This is a genomic window from Streptococcus sp. KHUD_010 (assembly GCF_040207525.1).
Classification (GTDB): Bacteria; Bacillota; Bacilli; order Lactobacillales; family Streptococcaceae; genus Streptococcus; species Streptococcus hominis.
This window is the reverse complement of sequence record NZ_CP157941.1, coordinates 1005908-1024585: the sequence shown is the minus strand read 5'-3', so window position 1 is coordinate 1024585 and position 18678 is coordinate 1005908. Positions and strand designations below refer to the sequence as shown.

Annotated in this window: 19 protein-coding genes, 3 pseudogenes and 1 other annotated feature; of the genes and pseudogenes, 18 read left to right on the top strand and 4 right to left on the bottom strand. The window is 38.6% G+C overall.

The features are described 5' to 3' along the window. The first annotated feature begins 19 nt into the window (after positions 1-19). Both ABKA15_RS05105 and ABKA15_RS05100 read left to right on the top strand, forming a co-directional pair. Positions 20-559, top strand: coding sequence for a GNAT family N-acetyltransferase (locus ABKA15_RS05105; protein WP_049512231.1), 540 nt, complete (start codon positions 20-22; stop codon positions 557-559). A gap of 4 nt (positions 560-563) precedes the next feature. After that, on the top strand, positions 564-1217 hold the full coding sequence (locus ABKA15_RS05100) for a DNA alkylation repair protein (RefSeq protein ID WP_049512294.1): 654 nt from the start codon (positions 564-566) through the stop codon (positions 1215-1217). A 172-nt stretch (positions 1218-1389) separates the two neighbouring features. Here ABKA15_RS05100 and ABKA15_RS05095 read toward each other — a convergent pair whose 3' ends face one another. Together ABKA15_RS05095 and ABKA15_RS05090 are read right to left on the bottom strand one after the other, a co-directional pair. Then, positions 1390-2280 carry a LysR family transcriptional regulator gene (locus ABKA15_RS05095; protein WP_049512234.1) on the bottom strand — a complete coding sequence of 297 codons (891 nt, stop codon included), beginning with the start codon at positions 2278-2280 and terminating at the stop codon, positions 1390-1392. Positions 2281-2403: 123 nt separating this feature from the next. After that, positions 2404-2760 carry a helix-turn-helix transcriptional regulator gene (locus tag ABKA15_RS05090; protein ID WP_049512235.1) on the bottom strand — a complete coding sequence of 119 codons (357 nt, stop codon included), beginning with the start codon at positions 2758-2760 and terminating at the stop codon, positions 2404-2406. A gap of 277 nt (positions 2761-3037) precedes the next feature. Here ABKA15_RS05090 and ABKA15_RS05085 point away from each other — a divergent pair, with 277 nt between their 5' ends. Together ABKA15_RS05085 and ABKA15_RS05080 are read left to right on the top strand one after the other, a co-directional pair. After that, a complete protein-coding gene (locus tag ABKA15_RS05085; protein WP_049512237.1) occupies positions 3038-4660 on the top strand; it encodes a malolactic enzyme in 1623 nt (540 codons plus the stop codon). A 13-nt stretch (positions 4661-4673) separates the two neighbouring features. Continuing rightward, a complete protein-coding gene (locus tag ABKA15_RS05080; protein WP_049512239.1) occupies positions 4674-5618 on the top strand; it encodes an AEC family transporter in 945 nt (314 codons plus the stop codon). Between the two features lie 61 nt (positions 5619-5679). Here ABKA15_RS05080 and ABKA15_RS05075 read toward each other — a convergent pair whose 3' ends face one another. Continuing rightward, positions 5680-6372 (bottom strand): YoaK family protein, encoded by a 693-nt coding sequence (locus tag ABKA15_RS05075; protein WP_049512240.1) that lies wholly within the window; start codon positions 6370-6372, stop codon positions 5680-5682. A 346-nt stretch (positions 6373-6718) separates the two neighbouring features. Between ABKA15_RS05075 and ABKA15_RS05070 the strand changes: the two genes are divergently transcribed. The 9 genes from ABKA15_RS05070 (at position 6719) to ABKA15_RS05030 (ending at position 13822) form a co-directional block, all read left to right on the top strand. After that, positions 6719-7795: an aspartate-semialdehyde dehydrogenase gene (locus tag ABKA15_RS05070; protein WP_049512242.1), complete on the top strand. Its 1077-nt coding sequence runs from the start codon at positions 6719-6721 to the stop codon at positions 7793-7795. Between the two features lie 54 nt (positions 7796-7849). Continuing rightward, entirely contained in the window at positions 7850-8731 is an 882-nt protein-coding gene (gene dapA, locus ABKA15_RS05065; protein WP_049512244.1) for a 4-hydroxy-tetrahydrodipicolinate synthase, read from the top strand. A 34-nt stretch (positions 8732-8765) separates the two neighbouring features. Continuing rightward, on the top strand, positions 8766-8933 hold the full coding sequence (locus ABKA15_RS05060) for a hypothetical protein (protein ID WP_157944426.1): 168 nt from the start codon (positions 8766-8768) through the stop codon (positions 8931-8933). Between the two features lie 197 nt (positions 8934-9130). Beyond that, positions 9131-10057, top strand: coding sequence for an RADC (locus ABKA15_RS05055; RefSeq protein WP_049512246.1), 927 nt, complete (start codon positions 9131-9133; stop codon positions 10055-10057). 94 nt (positions 10058-10151) lie between these two features. Continuing rightward, a complete protein-coding gene (locus ABKA15_RS05050) occupies positions 10152-10994 on the top strand; it encodes an AraC family transcriptional regulator (RefSeq protein ID WP_049512250.1) in 843 nt (280 codons plus the stop codon). Positions 10995-11144: 150 nt separating this feature from the next. After that, positions 11145-11279, top strand: a sequence feature (ribosomal protein L10 leader region). Positions 11280-11317: 38 nt separating this feature from the next. Further along, on the top strand, positions 11318-11818 hold the full coding sequence (gene rplJ / locus ABKA15_RS05045) for a 50S ribosomal protein L10 (RefSeq protein ID WP_049512252.1): 501 nt from the start codon (positions 11318-11320) through the stop codon (positions 11816-11818). A 70-nt stretch (positions 11819-11888) separates the two neighbouring features. After that, a complete protein-coding gene (gene rplL / locus ABKA15_RS05040; protein ID WP_003024225.1) occupies positions 11889-12257 on the top strand; it encodes a 50S ribosomal protein L7/L12 in 369 nt (122 codons plus the stop codon). 231 nt (positions 12258-12488) lie between these two features. Next, on the top strand, positions 12489-13391 hold the full coding sequence (locus tag ABKA15_RS05035) for a DUF2268 domain-containing protein (RefSeq protein WP_049512684.1): 903 nt from the start codon (positions 12489-12491) through the stop codon (positions 13389-13391). Between the two features lie 62 nt (positions 13392-13453). Further along, complete coding sequence (locus ABKA15_RS05030) at positions 13454-13822, top strand: EXLDI protein (RefSeq protein WP_049512686.1); 369 nt, start codon at positions 13454-13456, stop codon at positions 13820-13822. 69 nt (positions 13823-13891) lie between these two features. On the opposite strand, the gene ABKA15_RS05025 is transcribed toward ABKA15_RS05030, so the two are convergent. Then, on the bottom strand, positions 13892-14755 hold the full coding sequence (locus ABKA15_RS05025; RefSeq protein WP_049512690.1) for an IS982 family transposase: 864 nt from the start codon (positions 14753-14755) through the stop codon (positions 13892-13894). Between the two features lie 294 nt (positions 14756-15049). Here ABKA15_RS05025 and ABKA15_RS05020 point away from each other — a divergent pair, with 294 nt between their 5' ends. The 5 genes and pseudogenes from ABKA15_RS05020 (at position 15050) to ABKA15_RS05000 (ending at position 18596) form a co-directional block, all read left to right on the top strand. Further along, positions 15050-16054 carry an NADP-dependent oxidoreductase gene (locus ABKA15_RS05020; RefSeq protein ID WP_049512692.1) on the top strand — a complete coding sequence of 335 codons (1005 nt, stop codon included), beginning with the start codon at positions 15050-15052 and terminating at the stop codon, positions 16052-16054. A gap of 16 nt (positions 16055-16070) precedes the next feature. After that, positions 16071-16226 (top strand): annotated as a pseudogene (locus ABKA15_RS05015) (TetR/AcrR family transcriptional regulator); the annotation flags it as partial. Between the two features lie 296 nt (positions 16227-16522). After that, a pseudogene (locus ABKA15_RS05010) lies at positions 16523-16714 on the top strand (hypothetical protein); the annotation flags it as partial. A gap of 21 nt (positions 16715-16735) precedes the next feature. Further along, positions 16736-16861 carry a DUF5966 family protein gene (locus ABKA15_RS05005; protein ID WP_225620255.1) on the top strand — a complete coding sequence of 42 codons (126 nt, stop codon included), beginning with the start codon at positions 16736-16738 and terminating at the stop codon, positions 16859-16861. A 159-nt stretch (positions 16862-17020) separates the two neighbouring features. After that, positions 17021-18596 (top strand): annotated as a pseudogene (locus ABKA15_RS05000) (ABC transporter ATP-binding protein). Positions 18597-18678 lie beyond the last annotated feature (82 nt).

Genomic DNA, 18678 nt, shown 5'->3' with positions numbered 1-18678 from the left:
AGAAGAAAGGAACGTTCGGATGAACATCAGATTAGCAGATAAAAACGACGCCGCTGCTCTTGTAGCTATTTACGCGCCTTATGTGGAGAAAACAGCCATTACTTTTGAGTATGATGTTCCATCGGTGGAGGAATTTTCTGGTCGGATTGAGAAGACCTTGGAAAGGTATCCTTATCTGGTGGCTGAAGAAGAGGGAGTCATTCTGGGTTATGCTTATGTTTCGACTTATTATGGTCGAGAGGCATACAACTGGGCTGTTGAACTATCGGTCTATGTAGCTGATGAGAATCGTGGCAGAGGGATTGGGAAGCAGCTTTATGACAAATTGGAAGAAATTCTTGAACAGCAAGGTTTTGTTCATTTACTAGCTTGTATTGCTCTGCCGAATGATGCCAGTATTTCTTTTCATAAAAAACGTGGTTATCAGCAAGTGGCTCATTTCCCAAAAATCGGTTATAAGTTTGGTCAGTGGCATGATACAGTTTGGTTGCAGAAGAGTTTATATAAACCAGCAAGGCCAATCAAATTAGTCAAAAATATAGGTGTTGAAAATGAATGATGATATGAATGCAGAAGATATTTTTCAGAATTTAAAAGAAGTAGCTAACTCCGATGACGCTGTTCATATGAGAGCATATATGAAAAATCAATTTGAATTTTTAGGAGTTAAAACACCTATTAGACGAAAGCTTTCCAAGGTATTTTTTAAGAAAAATAGCAGCCCTGCAATTTATTGGAAATTTATCCATCAGGCTTGGGAGAACCCCTATCGTGAAATGCAATATGTGGTGCTGGATTATTTACAACTAAAACAAAAATTTTTGACCTCAAACGATTTGCCAAAGATAAAGAAATTAGCGCAGACAAAACCTTGGTGGGACACAATTGACTTTTTGTGTCGCACGGTAGGCTATATTAGTTTGCATTATCCTGAGACAAAGAAATTTGTGTTGGAGTGGAGCAGGGATGAAGATTTTTGGCTGCGGCGCCTTGCCATTGAACACCAATTGCTTCAAAAAGAAGAAACGGATGTCCAGCTGCTGGAGCAAATCTTGGTTAATAATCTTGATCAGACCGAGTTTTTCATCAATAAAGCTATTGGCTGGGCTCTGCGAGATTACTCCAAGACCAATCCCGACTGGGTGCTGGAGTTTATTGAAAAATACAAAGACAGGCTGAGCAAACTCAGTATTAAAGAAGGAAGTAGGTATTTGTGAGATCGATAGGCGATAGGGTTTTCTCGTTTATCTTTTCCCTCCGCATCCATTAACAATTGAAATTATTTTTGAGTCAAAAGATAAAACATATCAGACAAATATCAATCAATAAACAAAAAAACTGAACCAATCCTCTAGGATAACTCTCCTAAGGGGAATTGATTCAGTTTTTTTATTTTTCATCAAGAAGATTGGTGGTATAGTCAAAGAAGTTGAGAACGTCCTCATTTAAAATCGTTGATTTTAGGCTGGCAAGATAGACGTAAAATATGATCTTATCCCCCTTAGACAGAGGAATTTTAACCAATTTTTCCTCATCATTTGGAAAAGCAAAATCAGCCAAGAGACTGATGCCGATATTTTTTCTCAACATTTGCTTCAGCAAATCAACATCATCCGTCTGAAAAAAGATTTCAGCTTTATTATGATGCTTTTGGTTTAACTCACGAAAAGCTTTCAGGTGAATGAAATGCTGGTCCAAGACGATAAAAGATTCATCAATCAATTCTGAAAAAGAGAGAATTTCTTTATTAGCTAACGGATGGGATTTAGACATGACGACAAATACTTCACTTGAAAACAACCTCTGCAAGTTTAAGCCATTGTGTGAGAGAGGGCCAAGCGTTGCAACAAAGCTGGCATCTAAATCTCCATTTTCCAAAAGGCGAAGCAGTTCGACAGAGCCTCCGCGAATAGGGCGGATTTTTTGGAAAAGGGCAGCCTTGTCATCATTTTCAGGAATAAATGACAGTAAATAATTCATAATCATCGGCGGAAAGCCAACAGTCGAATAATGCGCTAAGGAACGATTGATTTCTTTATGGGCAGAAGAAAGCTCGGGCAGTATACGCTTGAGATGGCTTAGGAGAATCTCTCCTTGCTCTGTCAAAGAAAAAGTACGATGAGAAGGATCTGCTGCAATGAGCTTACAATTAAATTCCTCCTCTAAGCGCTTGACAGCGTAAGAAACAGACGGCTGACTAATATCAAATTTATTGGCAACAGCAGTATAAGACTGGAGCTGCGTGAGAGAATAAAAATACTCAAAATCTTTTATGTTCATGCTTTAAGTGTAACACAAAGAGGTGAAATAAGGGCAAAAGAAAATTGATATAAGTAAATTTTATCTGTACTGTCGCTTTTGACTATACGCACAGCAAAAGATTAGAATAAAATACTGAAGCGACTACTGGTCAAGGTTATCAAGAATGTCTTCAAAAATGCCAACGAATACTTCTTGTTTTTCCTTTGGTAGTTGTTTTATTTTCATATTTAAGCGTTTAAGGGAGAAAGGATGGTTTGAATCTCTATTTCCTTCCAGACTTCTAAAGTCAAAAAATTCTTCCGGTGTCATATCTAAAGCTAAGATGACTTTTTCCAGAGTTTGAATGCTGAGATTGCTGCTTAGGTTTTCTAGTTGATTGATATATTTCAAGCCTAAACCAGCTTTTTCAGATAATTCTTCTTGACTTAAATCCTTTGCTTTTCTATGAAAGCGGACCTTATTAGCAATAAAACGCTGTAAAAAAGTTGTTTTGTTCATATACCTATCATACAAGTTTCACATTATCTTTTTAACCCTGTGTATAAAACTTTGTATGATTTATAGCACAATTCGTGCTATAATAAATATAAAAGAAGGTGAATTTTTTATAGTCGGCTATGTTGATTTTAAAAATCAATTGTCATTATAGTCATTTAGTTTATCTTTTATTACTGTGTTAACTCGCTTTGCCTAACTTCAGTTATACCTGCAGCTCGTTGCCTTGTACTAAAAGCAAACTAAACGACTATATTCTTAAAATGCAAGGAGAAAGCTCATGAAAGCACATGACATTTTAAATAATCCTTTTTTGAATAAAGGAACGGCCTTTACAAATGAAGAACGTCAAGAATTAGGATTGGTAGGACTTTTGCCTCCGTATGTCCAAACTTTGGAAGAGCAGGCTGCTCAGACCTATCACCACTATCAGCAAAAGCCAAGCAACCTTGAAAAGCGTTTGTTTTTAATGGAAATTTTTAATACCAATCGGACTTTATTTTACTATCTGTTCAGCCAACATATTAAAGAGTTCAATCCTATCGTGTACGATCCGACAATTGCAGATACGATTGAAGGATACAGCGATCTTTTTGTAGACCCTCAATATGCTGGTTATCTTGATATTAACCACCCTGAAAATATTGAAGCAACTTTGAAAAATGCAGCAGGAGACCGTGAGATTCGCTTGATTGTGGTGACGGATGCAGAAGGAATCCTAGGAATTGGTGACTGGGGAACCAACGGAGTAGATATCTCAGTCGGCAAGCTTATGGTCTATACAGCCGCAGCAGGAATTGATCCAAAATCTGTTTTACCTCTGGTTATTGACGCAGGAACCAATCGCAAGGAATTATTAGACAATCCAAATTATCTTGGAAATCGGCATGAAAGAGTTCGCGGAGAGCGTTATTATGATTTTGTTGATCAATTTGTCCAAACAGCTGAACGTCTTTTCCCTAAGCTCTATCTGCACTGGGAAGATTTTGGCCGCTTAAATGCTGCAACGATTTTAAACGAATACAAGGATAGAATCCCAACATTTAATGATGATATTCAGGGAACAGGGATTGTGACCTTAGGCGGAATTTTTGCTTCACTTGACATCACCGGAGAAAAACTAACGGATCAAGTCTATCTCTGCTATGGCGGGGGTACAGCAGGTGCAGGAATTGCTGCGCGTGTCCACAGAGAAATGGTTGTGGATGGTTTATCTGAAGAGGAAGCCTATAAACGCTTTTTCATGGTTGATAAGCAAGGTCTCCTCTTTGATGATATGGATGACTTAACTCCTGAGCAAAAACCGTTTGCGAAGAAGCGCTCTGATTACCCAAATGCAGATAAGCTGACTAATTTGTTTGAAGTTGTGAAAACCGTCAAACCGACGATTTTAGTTGGAACTTCTACACAGCCAAATACATTTACAAAGGAAATCGTAGAAGCGATGTGTGAAAACACGGCCCGTCCGATTATTTTCCCGCTCAGCAATCCTACAAAATTAGCTGAAGCAACTGCGGAAGATTTGATTAAATGGTCAGACGGGAAAGCATTTGTCGCAACAGGAATCCCGGCAGATGATGTAGAGTATAAAGGTGTTACTTATCAAATCGGCCAAGCAAACAATGCCCTTATTTACCCTGGCTTGGGACTTGGGGTCATGGGAGCTGAAGCTAAATTATTGACAGATGAAATGATTGGCGCTGCGGCTCACTCTTTGAGCGGTATTGTGGACATTACCCAGCCCGGAGCTCCCGTTCTTCCGCCTTTCAAATATGTGACAGAAGTGTCTATCAAGGTAGCAGAAGCAGTTGCTAAAAAAGCCCAAGAGCAAGGCCTTGCTCAAGCAGACGAAAAAGACATGGCTAAAGCAGTACGTGATTTGAAATGGTATCCAAAATACTAGATAGGAGGTTTTTATGAATATCTTTTTAACCTCTATTCAAAGTATCATCCCGATTATTGCAATCATTGTACTGGGCTATATCTTACAAGTAAGGGGCTGGTTCGGAGAAGATTTCGGTCCCAATCTGTCCCGCCTCATTATGAATGTAGCGTTGCCGGTTTCAATCTTTGTCTCTGTCTTGAAGTACCTGACTTTGAGTAAGTTAATTTCGTTATCAAGTTCTCTTGTTTGGGTTTTGGTAGCTTTTGCTATTGGATACATTTTTGCTTTTGTTGCCGTTAAGCTCTTTAAAGTACGGCCAGGCCGTCGGGCAACGATGATTAATACCTTTGTCAATGCCAATACAATCTTTATAGGGCTTCCTTTGAATGTTGCTCTCTTTGGAGACGAGGCACTTCCATATTTCTTGGTTTACTATATTGCGAACACCATCTCGACATGGACAATCGGGGTCTATCTCATGACAACCGACAGCAAGTCTGGCGAGAAAAAAGCAGGAAAATTTGACTGGAAGAAACTCCTGCCTGCTCCTTTGATTGGTTTTCTCGTTGCCTTAGTCTTTCTTATTTTAGGTTGGGAAGTACCTAACTTTGCCAGCAGCACTCTTACCTATATCGGGAACTTGGTAACTCCTCTGTCTCTTATTTATATTGGAATCATTTTAGCTAAAGCAGGTCTGAGCACAATTCGCTTCGATAAGGATTCTGTTGTGACCTTGGTCGGTAAATTTATTTTAGCGCCATTAACAATGGTTGTTCTTTTGAATTTAGTAGCAAGCGGATTGCCTGCAATGGAATACAAAACCTTCGTCGTTCAATCTGCTGCACCAGCCCTTGCAGTTCTTCCAATCCTTGCAAGCCAAGGAGACGGCGATGTGGAATTTACCACGAATGTTGTGACACTAAGCACGGTCTTATTTGTAGTCGTTGTTCCAGTTGTTGTGACACTACTGGGATAAACCATTCTTAAAAATAATAGCAAAACGCCCTAATTGCTTCTGTCAGGGCGTTTATTGAGTGTTAGATATTTTTTTGCTCTAAGTGATGTATATGATTATATCTAGTATAATGGACGATAATAATGGTTAAAATAGCAGTAACTGTCCAGATAGCATATTGATGAATGAAGCGTGTGAGAAAACCAGTAAAAACAGCACCGCCGATGAAACTGGCAACAATCATAGAGTAATTAACAGCCTGTCTTTGAATAATATGTCTACGCTCTTTAAAACGAACATACTCGTACCAAGCAGTGACCATTTTCCGATAATTTCCTGAGGTCATCATAATCATGTAGGGGTGAGACTCGACTTTTGAGCCTGTATAAGTTAACATGACCATTCCGGTAGAGGTTGCAAATAATATCACCCAGATAAAATAATGAGAGTGAAAGAACGGAAAGAGGAAAGTGATGAGAGTTAACGGTAAGATTCCCCAAGTACGCCAATGTGAACTTTGAGCCTGTTCTTTAAGTAGAATACCAAGGATAAAACCAAAAGTAAAGAAGACAAGTGAAAGAATGCGATAAGCCGTCTTTACGCTTGGACCATCCCAGTCGGCTACAATTAAAAGAATATTCCCTGTTTGGGTTGCGATTAGCGTACTAAATTGCATATGCGAGAAAACATCAAGGCAACCACCTACAGCACCAAGTAAGAGAGCCATTATTCTTGTATCCTGAGGCATGGGGACAGGCTGTTTCATAGTATCCATAACTTCATCCTCCTAAAGACTATTTTACTCTTTTAAGACACCAATTTCAAATATGGATAAGCTAGAAAATCTCTCATAAAAAATAGTTTGACTTTTAGGATTTTCTATAGTAGAATGCTAGATATGCGATGAGTCGATAAGTGGCGCAAGCCACATATTGAGCATGGGAGGTCATATACGCAGGAGCGGACCTTGATGAGTTGTGTGAACCTGCTCATCACACGAAAGTGCCCTCAATCCCTACTTTTTAGTGGGGATTTTTTTCTTATAAGTCTTTTCAATTCTTTAGAAAAGTAGTATAATACCAGCAATACACAAATTTTTTGAAAATTCAGAGAGGTATGTTATGGGATATACAGTTGCTGTGGTTGGTGCTACAGGTGCCGTTGGAGCTCAAATGATTAAAATGCTGGAAGAATCAAGTCTTCCAATTGAGAAAGTACGCTACTTGGCTTCAGCTCGTTCTGCTGGGAAAGTTTTGAAATTCAAAGACCAAGACATCACAATTGAAGAAACAACGGAAACTGCCTTTGAAGGTGTAGATATCGCTCTCTTTTCAGCAGGTGGCTCAACGTCTGCCAAGTATGCTCCTTACGCTGTCAAGGCAGGAGCTGTTGTCGTTGACAATACCTCTCATTTTCGTCAGAATCCTGATGTGCCTCTGGTAGTACCGGAAGTGAATGCTCATGCACTTGATGCTCATAACGGGATTATTGCCTGTCCTAACTGTTCCACCATTCAGATGATGGTGGCGCTGGAGCCGATTCGTCAGAAATGGGGCTTAGAGCGCATCATCGTATCGACCTATCAAGCTGTGTCCGGAGCTGGTATGGGAGCTATTCTTGAGACTCAGCGTGAACTGCGTGAGGTCTTAAATGACGGAGTCGATCCGCGTGATGTCAAGGCTGAGATTTTGCCTTCCGGCGACGACAAGAAGCACTATCCGATTGCTTTTAATGCTCTTCCTCAAATCGATGTCTTTACGGACAATGACTACACCTACGAAGAGATGAAGATGACCAATGAAACCAAGAAGATCATGGAAGATGATACGATTGCGGTTTCTGCTACTTGTGTTCGTATCCCTGTTCTTTCAGCACACTCAGAGTCTGTCTACATCGAGACAAAAGAAGTAGCACCCATCGCAGAGGTCAAAGCAGCTATTGCGAACTTCCCAGGAGCAGTATTAGAGGATGATGTTGCTCATCAAATCTACCCTCAGGCTGTCGATGCTGTCGGTAAAAAAGAAACATTTGTTGGTCGTATCCGCAAAGATCTGGACGCTGAAAAAGGCATCCATATGTGGGTGGTTTCAGACAATCTGCTTAAAGGTGCTGCTTGGAATTCTGTTCAAATTGCTGAAACTTTGCATGAGCGTGGCTTGGTGCATCCAACAGCAGAGGTCATTTTCGAATTGAAGTAAAATGTGAGATAATATTCGTATAGTTGTATTTTGCATGCTAGGAGGACGAGGTTTATGTCTATAGAAGATTTAAAAAAAGCAAGAATCATAACAGCACTTGTAACACCGTTTAAAGAGGACGGTGGTATTAACTTTGAAGCTCTTTCTAAGCTGATTGAACATCTTTTAGCGCATCATACAGAAGGATTGATTATCGCAGGAACGACAGGCGAAAGCCCAACTCTGACGCATGAAGAGGAGCTGGAATTATTTGCAGCAGTTCAAAAGATTGTAAAAGGGCGAGTTCCGCTGATAGCCGGAATTGGTACAAATGATACTCGAGATTCAGTTGAATTCGCGCGTGAAGTTGACAAATTTGGTGGTTTTGCTGCCGGACTTGCAGTGACTCCTTATTATAACAAACCGACTCAAGAAGGTCTATATCAGCATTATAAAGCGATTGCGGAGGCTTCAAATCTGCCAATTATTATTTATAATGTTCCAAGCCGAACGGTTGCTGGTTTGACAGTAGAAACTTCCTTGCGCTTGGCGCAGTTGCCAAATGTTATTGCTATCAAAGACTGTACGGGTATAGATACTCTTACACATTTGGTTGAAAACGCGCCACAGGACTTTCTAATTTATACTGGGGAAGACGGACAAGCTTTTCATGCAAAGGCAATCGGAGCACAGGGTGTTATATCTGTTGCGGCTCATACCAATGGTGATGATTTTTATGAAATGTTTTCAGCCTTAGATGAGGGCAATCTGAAAAAAGCTGCTCAGATTCAACGTCAGCTGTTACCAAAAATAGAAGCTCTCTTTTCTGTGACAAGCCCAGCACCACTTAAAACTGTGCTAAATTATCAAGGTTTTGAAGTCGGATCACTCCGCCTCCCACTGGTTGCTTGTACAGAGCAAGAAAAAGCCGTTATTCTTTCAGTTTTTGAAGATTGAAATCAGCATTTTAGATTTGTAAAAAGTCGTAAAGATGTTGTTAAAATTGAATGCCGAGAAAAAAGAAAACGTTGGTAAATTATATTTCAATGATGAAACACTTTATTCAGTAACAAAAGAGATTGTTAAAAAGTTAGAGGCTGAAAATCAGATGCGCTCCTCAGGGTATTTAGCATTGGGTCTGAGTGGTAATAATGGTTAGAAAAATTGTAAAATTGCAAAGTAAAAGTTTAGATTTCAATGTCTTCAGAAAACAGTTTCATTTTTTAAAAAGCTCCTTTTGATTTACGATAAAATGTGTGAAGTTTCCTTCTCCACCTTAACCCCATAAACTCTGTACAAATTTGATGGGGCGGTAAAATTTTCTACCTTCTATACTATAGAAAAGGAGGTAGGAAGATGAATTTATACTTTGGTGATATTCCGATTTGCTATTCTCATTCGACAGCTATGGTCTTACAGGCTGCGGGCTATGATTTTCGCTCGGACTACCTAGAAGCGATCATGGTCATGGGTAATGGAGCTACCCTTGTGAAAAAAGATGACAGACATCCTTTGGTTTTCTTTGATACTGGCATGCCAGATGAGTCCATTAGTCATTGTTTACAAATTCTTGGATTTGACTATGAGGAGTTTTTCTGTGATTCTTCAGAGCCAGTCAATGTGATAGAACTAAAAGAAAAACTCAAGAAATATCTAGACCATGGCTCTGTTATTGTAGGTCCTTTGGATATGGGATATCTGACTTATAATCTCAATTATAACCATCTACAAGGTGTGGATCATTTTGTTTCAGTTTATGACATGGATGAGCATTGGATTTATTTCCATGATCCGGCAGGCTATCCTTGTGTGAAAATGGGTTTTCGTGATTTTTGCAAAGCATGGAAAGCAGAAGCGATTGACTATAAAAGAGGGGCTTATTCTATGTGGGGAAGCTTGCAAAGAAATAAGCTTCCGGCTAGTCAGGAGATTTATCACAATGTCTCTGCTATCATGAAACAACGATATGAAACTGGCGAGGTTGGTATAATTGAGGAATATGCTAAAACCATTCGAGCAAATGGCTTAAATGCAGAACAAAAACAGCTCCATCAATTTTTTTCATTTCGTTTAGCAGCAGCTAGAAGTCTTTACTTGAGTCAGTTTTTGAAAGACTACGATCCTATCAGGGCAGCCTTGAAGGAAAAAATTGCTCTGCTTTTTAGCCAAGCCTATCTGGACAGCGGTCATGATGACTATAATGTTTTAGCAGATACCCTGATGGAGATTGCTCAATTGGACGAGCGGTTTAGGGATTTGTGTCTTCGATGTATCAAGGGATAAAATTTTGAAAAATCATTGTACTAGGTATAAGGCAAAGAAGTTAGAGATTCCGGTATCTCCATATAAGATAGAAAATCATGAATAGAGGTAAAATATGCTGATGATTCAATTTTTTAATGAAACCATTAACTACATTGAAAGTGTGTTGGACAACGAAATAGATGAAGATGAAATTACCCGTTTATCCACCTATTCTTATCCTATGTTTAGTAGACTCTTTTCTATATTAACAGATATAACATTATCGGAGTATATTAGAAGTCGAAAGCTGACAGAAGCAGCTGTTTTACTGAGAGATACCGATATCAAGGTCATTGATATAGCGATGAAGTATGGATATGAATCATCTGATTCATTTGGGACTGCATTCAAAAAATTTCATGGATTTACACCTTCAGAGGTAAGAAATGGAAAACCATTCAAAATAGTTTCACGAGTGCAGCTAGTACTAAGTGTAAGAGGAGGAAGAAGTATGAACATCACAATTCAAAAGAAAAATTCATTTACAGTTGCAGGTAGGAATGAACAAAATATCAATTCATCATTATGTCCGAGTATTTGGGAGAAGCTATATGAAAAATATAGCCATGATGAGCTTGCAAGTTTGGGAGAAGGACAAAGTGTAGGCGTTTGTCATGATGTAGAAAATCCAAGTATCATAAACTATATAGCAGGTTATATCGTTACCGATGTAGACAAAGTAAAAAGTATGGGCTTAGATATTCTAGAAATTAAAGAAGCAGAATATGCTATTGTAGAGTTAACAGGAAGTGTTCCAGAGTGTATTCGTAATGGTTGGAAATATGCAATGGAAGTATTTTTTCCAGAGCATGGTTATGTTCATTCAGGAAGTCCTGACTTTGAATATTACTATGAAGGGGATGTGGATAGCAAAGACTACAAAATGGAACTTTGGATTCCAATTGTAAAAGCATAATATAAGATATTTAGGGCAGGTCTTTATGGTCTGCTTTTTTTCTTTTGAAAAATTTAATAAATCTACTAAGCAAAAAGGATAGATTTTCGCTCTAGCTATAAAAATTATCAAAAACTCTTGCAATCTTTTTTTTCTTATGTTACAATAATTCTTGGTTTGAAAAAACTGCCTAAGACAGTAGGGGAGCTCGACTCATAAAAATCCTACCGAGGACAAAACGGATCATGTAAAAGAAACGTATTGTACTTTCGTGTCTAGGTTTGGGCGCGTTTTTCTTTTGGAAAAATTCCCCAAGCAAAATAATTACGGAGGTGAAACACTAAATGAGTGAAGCAAGTATTGCAAAAAAAGCGGAACTAGTTGATGTAGTTGCTGAAAAAATGAAAGCAGCTGCAAGTATCGTTGTTGTTGATGCTCGTGGTCTTACAGTTGAACAAGACACAGTTCTTCGTCGTAATCTTCGTGGAAGCGAAGTTGAGTATAAAGTCATTAAAAACTCAATCTTACGTCGTGCAGCTGAAAAAGCTGGACTTGAAGGTCTTGCTGATGCATTTGTTGGACCATCTGCTGTTGCATTTTCAAATGAAGATGTTGTAGCACCAGCAAAAATCATCAATGATTTTACTAAAGAAGTTGATGCACTTGAAATTAAAGGTGGAGCTATTGAAGGTGCTGTTGCATCTAAAGAAGAAATCGTTGCTCTTGCAACTCTTCCAAATCGCGAAGGACTTCTATCTATGCTACTATCTGTGCTTCAAGCACCAGTTCGCAATGTTGCTCTTGCAGTCAAAGCGGTTGCAGACAACAAAGAAGAAGCAGCTTAATTTTAAGTTGCGCGTAGCCTATGCTACAAACTAATAATAAATAACGAAAATATATTTGGAGGAAATAACAATGGCATTGAACATTGAAAATATTATTGCTGAAATTAAAGAAGCTTCAATCCTTGAATTGAACGACCTTGTAAAAGCTATCGAAGAAGAATTTGGTGTAACTGCAGCTGCTCCTGTAGCTGTAGCTGCTGCTGGTGCTGGTGAAGCTGCCGCTGCAAAAGATTCATTTGACGTTGAATTGACTGCAGCAGGCGACAAGAAAGTCGGCGTTATCAAAGCTGTTCGTGAAATCACGGGTCTTGGTCTTAAAGAAGCTAAAGAACTTGTTGACGGAGCACCAACTGTTGTTAAAGAAGGTGTTGCAACTGCAGAAGCTGAAGAAATCAAAACTAAATTGGAAGAAGCTGGAGCTTCAGTTACTCTTAAATAATAGAGCGACTACATTAGTAGCTTAAAAACATGATTAAACCGCTATTCGTAAGAGTAGTGGTTTTTTCTGTTCTAAATAGGTAAATCTACCTGGAAATTATAGTCTAATACGAAAGATCTAGTACGTCATTTTTCTAAAAGTTACTAGAATTTTGATATAAATTCAATTTTCTTCTTGACTCTGACCTTAGGTAAGGGATTATACTAATAGTAGATAAGAAAGGAGATTACTATGAAAATTAATATGATTCGTTCAGATAAAGTTTATCAAGAGATGCTCGAACTTCCTTTAGAAAAGAGAGAAGGTTGCTTTCGAGCTAAAATATTAGCACCTTTTGCAACCAAATACCAAACTCAACATATTCCTCTGAAAGCCAAGTATCCCGGAGGATTTGATGCTCTATTCCTACTTGGTTTTATGAATCAGCTACCCGGAACTCTGTCAGAGAAGGATAGACCAGCTATCAACGCTCTGAGCTCTGATCAACTCTGGCAGGATTGTCAAGATACCATCAAGAGGAGTATTGGTCTTTTTGAGCAGGCTGGCTATGACTTAGATGTTGAGGATTACTATTTTACTATTTTATTGGGAAACCCTGAAAAGCCCATGTTACAGCTCAATAAGGGTTATAGCGGAGATGGCGGAATTCCAGGCTACCTCATGCTTAGTCTGCTACCAAATGACTATACTTTACCACGTGTGCAGGCGGCGTTGGCTCACGAGTGCAACCATAATGTCCACTTCCAATTTATCAAATGGAATCAGCAGACGACACTAGCAGACTGGGTAGTTAGTGAAGGTCTGGCAGAGTCTTTTGCAGCTGAGCTCTATGGCAAAGAGCTCATTGGACCTTGGGTCACTTCAACCAGTCCAGAGCAGTTAGAAGAGATCAAGCCCATCATCTCAAGTCAGCTTCAGCTAACAGGGATGGCGGAAATGGCTCCTTATCTTTACGGTGATGAAATAGCTGAGATTCAAGGTCAAATACCAGTCGGTATGCCCTATGCTGCGGGCTATGCTTATGGCTATCATTTGATACAAGCCTATCTCAAAAAGACTGGCAAGAGCATTATTGAAGCGACAGTAACACCGACAGAAGAGATTTTAGAGGCGACTAAAGACTTTTGGAAATGACACTTTTGCTTGAAAATCTACCAAAACTTGATATAATGTAGGTGATTTCTGGAGGTATCAGTATGCATTATAAAAGAATTGAATTAAAAGTCACAAATCAGGGTATCCATGAACGAAAGATTTTTCAAGGGGTTAAGATTTTCAGCCGCAGCAAGTTATCCAAAGATCAGAAAAGCATTTTGATACAGAAGATTTACCTGACACCGAAGCAAAATATTGTTTACTATCAACGAACAGATATCAATTATGAGCAGAATTGGCAACATCATAAGGACTATTACGAACTAGCTTATGACCAGTTGGATAGAGAAACTGTCTTTAAGGTTTGTCAAGATTTTGACGAACTAGGTCCTTTTCTGGAGAATGAGCTACTGGAGAAGCTAAAAGAAAAGCAGTCAACAAGCAAATTTTTTGAAAAATTAGATATATAAAAATCCGGCTGCTTTTATAAGCAGTCGGATTTCTTTGAGTTATAGTTTGATAATCTTTTACCCGTGGTGCTAGTTAAGTTCAAAATAGCTCAAATTATAAGCCAATAGGATTTGTTCAATCCTCAGTTGTAGTCCAGTTACTCCTCTGGCGAAGGTGTGTTCCATATCAAAGAGAGCACATAACTCAGAAAAGCGAGTTTCAATGGTTCGCCTCATAGCCAGTAATCTCCCATTGTTATGCTGGCTCGCGCTTCCCATATTCTGACGCAAGGGCGTCCATAAATGATACCCTCTCTGTTTCAACCGATCTTTAAGAGCCTGGCTGAGATAACCTAAATCTGCTAAAATCACAGATTGTTGGCAGCCTTCCAATAAATCCTCCACCACTTTGATATCATGAACAGAAGCTGAGGTGACAATATAGTTCAGAATATAGCCAGATAAGGTAACGAGCATGTGAACTTTGAAACCGTAAAACCACTGGTGTTTTGACGCATTGTAGCCAATGTCTGCCACTCCTTCGAAAATACTTGCTCTATGGTTGCGAACAGACTGACAAAGTGGTAGGGGAAAACTGTCTACGATGGCAATCGTATCGGAGGACACTTGGTCATTCATCGCTTGTCGAATGAGTTGTAGCAACCAAATCAACTGTCTTGAACGACGATTGAAGCGACTTCTTTCAAGCAGTCGGCCACAGGGAAATAGTCGACAGATTCGGTGAAAATGACGTTGCGATTTGATTCCTAGTTCAGCTTGCAATAACAGTAGGACTAATAGAAATTCATCCGAAACTTTTGACAAGCTGACATTACGGCGATGCTTCAATGAATCGGGGCAATAATCCCGATAAAGCTGATGACAAATTTTGGATAATTGCTTCATATTCCATTGTAAATGATGGGATTTAGCGGTATACTGTAAGTGGCTCATTTGGATAACCTCCTGTTTGTTTCATCACTTACAGTATAGTCCTTTTGGGCTTTTTATTGTTGTTTTGACGTTAACTAGCACCACGGGTAATCTTTTATAAAAAAATATAGAGCTATTGAGCAAGCAATCTTTTTATTTATCAAGATACTGAAATTCGATTCATTTTTATTATGAACATCTAACTTAGTTAGATGTTGTGGGAACAGTATAGTTGACATCTTTGAAGAATAAGCATATAATCAAAAAAATAATTGAGCACTCACTCAATACGTGAAAGGCAAAGGAGTTCATAAAATGGTTGTTCAAGCAATACAATATAGTCGTTTCGGTGATGAAGAAGTGTTAGATTTGGTGAATATTAAATCTGATTCTTTAGAAGCGAATCAAGTTAGGGTAGAAGTTCATGCTGTTGGTTTAAATCCTATTGATTATAAAACTTTTGAGGGTGCAAAGCCACTTAGATTTTTATCTTTTATGGCGAAACTAAGGAATCCCAGTCGTTGGTTTGAGTCGAAATCATCTCTTTTTCCAAGAGGTGTTGGTAGGGATTTCGCTGGAGTCATCACAGAAATTGGTGAAGGAGTAAATACGTTTTCAGTAGGGGATAAGGTTTTTGGATCAATGATCAGTGACCCTGGATTGGGGACCAAGAGGGGAGCTTTGGCAACAGAAATTTGTGTCAATGTATCGGAAATTGTATTAAAACCAAAGATGATTGATATGAACCACGCAGCTACTATGGGTGTAGCCTCTCTAACTGTGGGTGGTGCTTTTAGAAAAATTGAGTTAAATTCTAAAGATGTTGTAGTTATTTCAGCAGCGACAGGTGGTATTGGAAGTATTGCAGTACAGTATGCAGTTGCTAAGGGTACAACGGTTATCGGAATTGCAAGTAAGAAGAATTCAGAATATCTGAGGTCCTTAGGCGCCATACCAGTAGCTTACGAAGAGAACATCCAAAATGCTCTTCTATCAGCAACTCCAAAGCCGATTACAAAATTCTTGGATTGCTATGGAAGTGATTACGTTAAGTTAGCTTTTAGTCTAGGTTTGAAGGGGAGTGAGATCGGAACTCTAGTACCTTCTCCATATGTTACAATAAGAGGAGCTCAGTTCACGGGTCCGAGACACTCTACATATGATGATTTTAAGGCTCTAGCGGAGATGGTCTCAGATGGGAAGGTTCAGCTAAATATTGATCAAGTATATGACTTTTCTCTAAAGTCAGTTAGAGAAGCATATCGTAGTCTAAAATTGGGACACACTCGAGGTAAGAAAGTCGTAAAAGTAAGAGAGTAGCAGGGAGGTGCTAGTGATGGAAAGTTTAGAATAAAAGTATGCCCAGACATTAGAAAATAGCAATTTGAGTTTAAAACAACGTCAAGTGCTGTTATCAAGTCTAAAGTTATTTTCAGAAATTGGTTTTGAAAACACAACATCCAATCTTATCGCCAAGGAAGCTGGAGTTTCAGTTACTTTGAAATAAGAATCACATAGCAATTTGGGAGTGGGATCCCGATTTACCAGTCTTTGATTGCGATAAGCAAATGAAAAAACAGGTGAAATCATTTGATTCCTTGTTAAAAATCCCTGTCAAAATTTGTTTGGCAGGGATTTTTGTTTTTTTAAAGAATTATTTATCTCAAGTGAGAACTATTTTCATAATTCTCGCTTTTTTGTATTTAAGGAGGAAGCATGCAGAAGGAAATACAATTGTCATGGTACATCGTGATTTTCTATCTAGTCCGACAAAAGGGATACTAAACTTATAAGGAACTCAAAGAACATTACGAGGAAGCGACTGGGGGACTCTTCTCGAAGAGAGAAATCACTAGTCAACTAGAAATCGCCCTCCAAGAGCACCGTGAAGTAGAGTTTGAAGGCCATGAAAAAGAAGATTATCTGATTCTTCCTCTCATTCTCATGGCTGTGAGAGTGATTGTCTTGATTCTTTGGTGACTCCTAATCCTAGACAGTGGTGTGTTTTTTATAGGACTGGCTTGTGCTATTCTTTTTACAGAGGTTTATGGATTCTATCTTCTCTTTACAGAACCTGAACTTTATACAGCAGACCTGATACAAAATGGATTTCTGAGTTTTACTTGAATCATTATTTTAATGGATGTATAATGCATTTAAAGAAAAACAAAGAACTTCCTAAGAGATCAGAAACTGTAACCAATACCTGTAATATTTGCAGTTAGTAGATTAGAAATGATAATATGGAGAGGAGTGCTAGCCTCTCTATTTTTCCAGGAGGACATTATGAATAAAATTTTTCACTATCTGGATAAGAAAACGAAATTTTATACTGTCATCGGGGCACTGGCAAATGGAGGATTGGCTCTTGCTCAACCTTTAGTAGTATCTCGAGCTTTGTCCTTAAACCAAGGAGAACTGACCTATTTTAAGATCGTGCAATTTGCTATTTTGGGTTTTACAGTCTACTTTGTCTTGTATAGCTTGATGCTCTTTTGCAATCACACACATAACGTATTTCGGCGAGAAATTCAGATGAATATGAGAGCAGATTTATTTGGTAAGTTAATGACAAATAAAGATTATAGCGAAGATGAAAAAATCACCATGCTCACACAAGATATGGAGTATTTGGGGGATAATTATTTAGAAAAGTACATTAACATAATTTGCTGGGGATTTGTTGCTTTACTAACAGCTATTTATATTATTACGCAAAATCTGTTACTGGGGAGTATTTTTGTATTTTTTACTATCTTACGCCCTATTCCTCAATATTTAATGAACAAAAGGCTCAAACATACTGGTGACGATATGGCTCAAGGCAGAGTGGAGGTTCATAATCAGGTATCTGACAGCATCCGAGGGGCGCAGACTCTGCTCATGAATCAAGCGATTCTGGAAAATAGACAAAAATTGTGGAATGTGAATTGGAAATATCAACGAGCTATCCAAAAATTTTGTTTCACCCATAATATCGTCTTCTTTTGCAATGGCTTTATGGTATTTCTGAGTCAGGTTTTACCGCTTGTGTTAGGTTTCTTCTTTGCTATGAATGGTCATAGGGTATCTGTCGCTAGTCTTGTCGCCATGTACATCGCAGCTGGTCAGCTGGTGAGTCCTTATCCAGACAATTATGTATGATGCAGTAGATATCCAAGGGGCAAAAACGACTGCGGACAAGATTTATGGAGTATTAGACAGTAAAGATGATAAACAACTGGCGAAAGATGATATGCAAGAACTTCGTGCTCTACACATCCAACATCTAAGTAAGTCCTATGGTAACAGACAGCTTTTTTCCCATCTGAACTTGGACATCCAAACTGGTTAGAAAATTTTAATCAAGGGACCGAGTGGCTGTGGGAAATCGACATTGTTTCGGATAATTATTGGTGAGGAGCAGGCTGATGAAGGTCAGATTACTGGTGTGACAACAACTAATAAATATACATCTCATTTTGTATCTAGTGTTGGTATCATTAGCCAGCATCCATTCCTTTTTAATGACACGGTTCGATATAATTTGACTTTGGGACAAGTCTTTTCTGATGAAGATTTGTGGTCTGTTTTAAAACAAGTCAAGCTCGACAATGAATTAACAGAAGGGTTGGACTTTGTTGTCAGTAACAATGGTGACAATATTTCGGGTGGTCAGAGGGTTCGGATTGAACTGGCAAGATTTCTTCTGCGTAAAAAGGATGTTTTACTAGTAGATGAGGTAACTGCTGCCTTGGACGAGGAAAACAGCCAGATGGTGCGTGAGCTACTGTTTTCTCTATCTGTTATGATGCTAGAAATTGCTCACCATATTGAGGATGAAAGTAGATATAATCAAATTTTAGACTTAGGAAAATATTGAGCTATTTTTGATAGCTCTTTTTTGTGATAGAAGCTCCAAGCTGTATATAATACGCTTGAGCTAATTTATAGAAAGTATAGGA

What these genes read in the sequence shown, in the direction of transcription:
- ABKA15_RS05105 (WP_049512231.1), top strand. Translation starts at nt 20, where the DNA reads ATGAACATCAGATTAGCAGATAAAAACGACGCCGCTGCTCTTGTAGCT.
- ABKA15_RS05100 (WP_049512294.1), top strand. Translation starts at nt 564, where the DNA reads ATGAATGCAGAAGATATTTTTCAGAATTTAAAAGAAGTAGCTAACTCC.
- ABKA15_RS05095 (WP_049512234.1), bottom strand. Translation starts at nt 2,280, where the DNA reads ATGAACATAAAAGATTTTGAGTATTTTTATTCTCTCACGCAGCTCCAG.
- ABKA15_RS05090 (WP_049512235.1), bottom strand. Translation starts at nt 2,760, where the DNA reads ATGAACAAAACAACTTTTTTACAGCGTTTTATTGCTAATAAGGTCCGC.
- ABKA15_RS05085 (WP_049512237.1), top strand. Translation starts at nt 3,038, where the DNA reads ATGAAAGCACATGACATTTTAAATAATCCTTTTTTGAATAAAGGAACG.
- ABKA15_RS05080 (WP_049512239.1), top strand. Translation starts at nt 4,674, where the DNA reads ATGAATATCTTTTTAACCTCTATTCAAAGTATCATCCCGATTATTGCA.
- ABKA15_RS05075 (WP_049512240.1), bottom strand. Translation starts at nt 6,372, where the DNA reads ATGGATACTATGAAACAGCCTGTCCCCATGCCTCAGGATACAAGAATA.
- ABKA15_RS05070 (WP_049512242.1), top strand. Translation starts at nt 6,719, where the DNA reads ATGGGATATACAGTTGCTGTGGTTGGTGCTACAGGTGCCGTTGGAGCT.
- dapA (WP_049512244.1), top strand. Translation starts at nt 7,850, where the DNA reads ATGTCTATAGAAGATTTAAAAAAAGCAAGAATCATAACAGCACTTGTA.
- ABKA15_RS05060 (WP_157944426.1), top strand. Translation starts at nt 8,766, where the DNA reads ATGTTGTTAAAATTGAATGCCGAGAAAAAAGAAAACGTTGGTAAATTA.
- ABKA15_RS05055 (WP_049512246.1), top strand. Translation starts at nt 9,131, where the DNA reads ATGAATTTATACTTTGGTGATATTCCGATTTGCTATTCTCATTCGACA.
- ABKA15_RS05050 (WP_049512250.1), top strand. Translation starts at nt 10,152, where the DNA reads ATGCTGATGATTCAATTTTTTAATGAAACCATTAACTACATTGAAAGT.
- rplJ (WP_049512252.1), top strand. Translation starts at nt 11,318, where the DNA reads ATGAGTGAAGCAAGTATTGCAAAAAAAGCGGAACTAGTTGATGTAGTT.
- rplL (WP_003024225.1), top strand. Translation starts at nt 11,889, where the DNA reads ATGGCATTGAACATTGAAAATATTATTGCTGAAATTAAAGAAGCTTCA.
- ABKA15_RS05035 (WP_049512684.1), top strand. Translation starts at nt 12,489, where the DNA reads ATGAAAATTAATATGATTCGTTCAGATAAAGTTTATCAAGAGATGCTC.
- ABKA15_RS05030 (WP_049512686.1), top strand. Translation starts at nt 13,454, where the DNA reads ATGCATTATAAAAGAATTGAATTAAAAGTCACAAATCAGGGTATCCAT.
- ABKA15_RS05025 (WP_049512690.1), bottom strand. Translation starts at nt 14,755, where the DNA reads ATGAGCCACTTACAGTATACCGCTAAATCCCATCATTTACAATGGAAT.
- ABKA15_RS05020 (WP_049512692.1), top strand. Translation starts at nt 15,050, where the DNA reads ATGGTTGTTCAAGCAATACAATATAGTCGTTTCGGTGATGAAGAAGTG.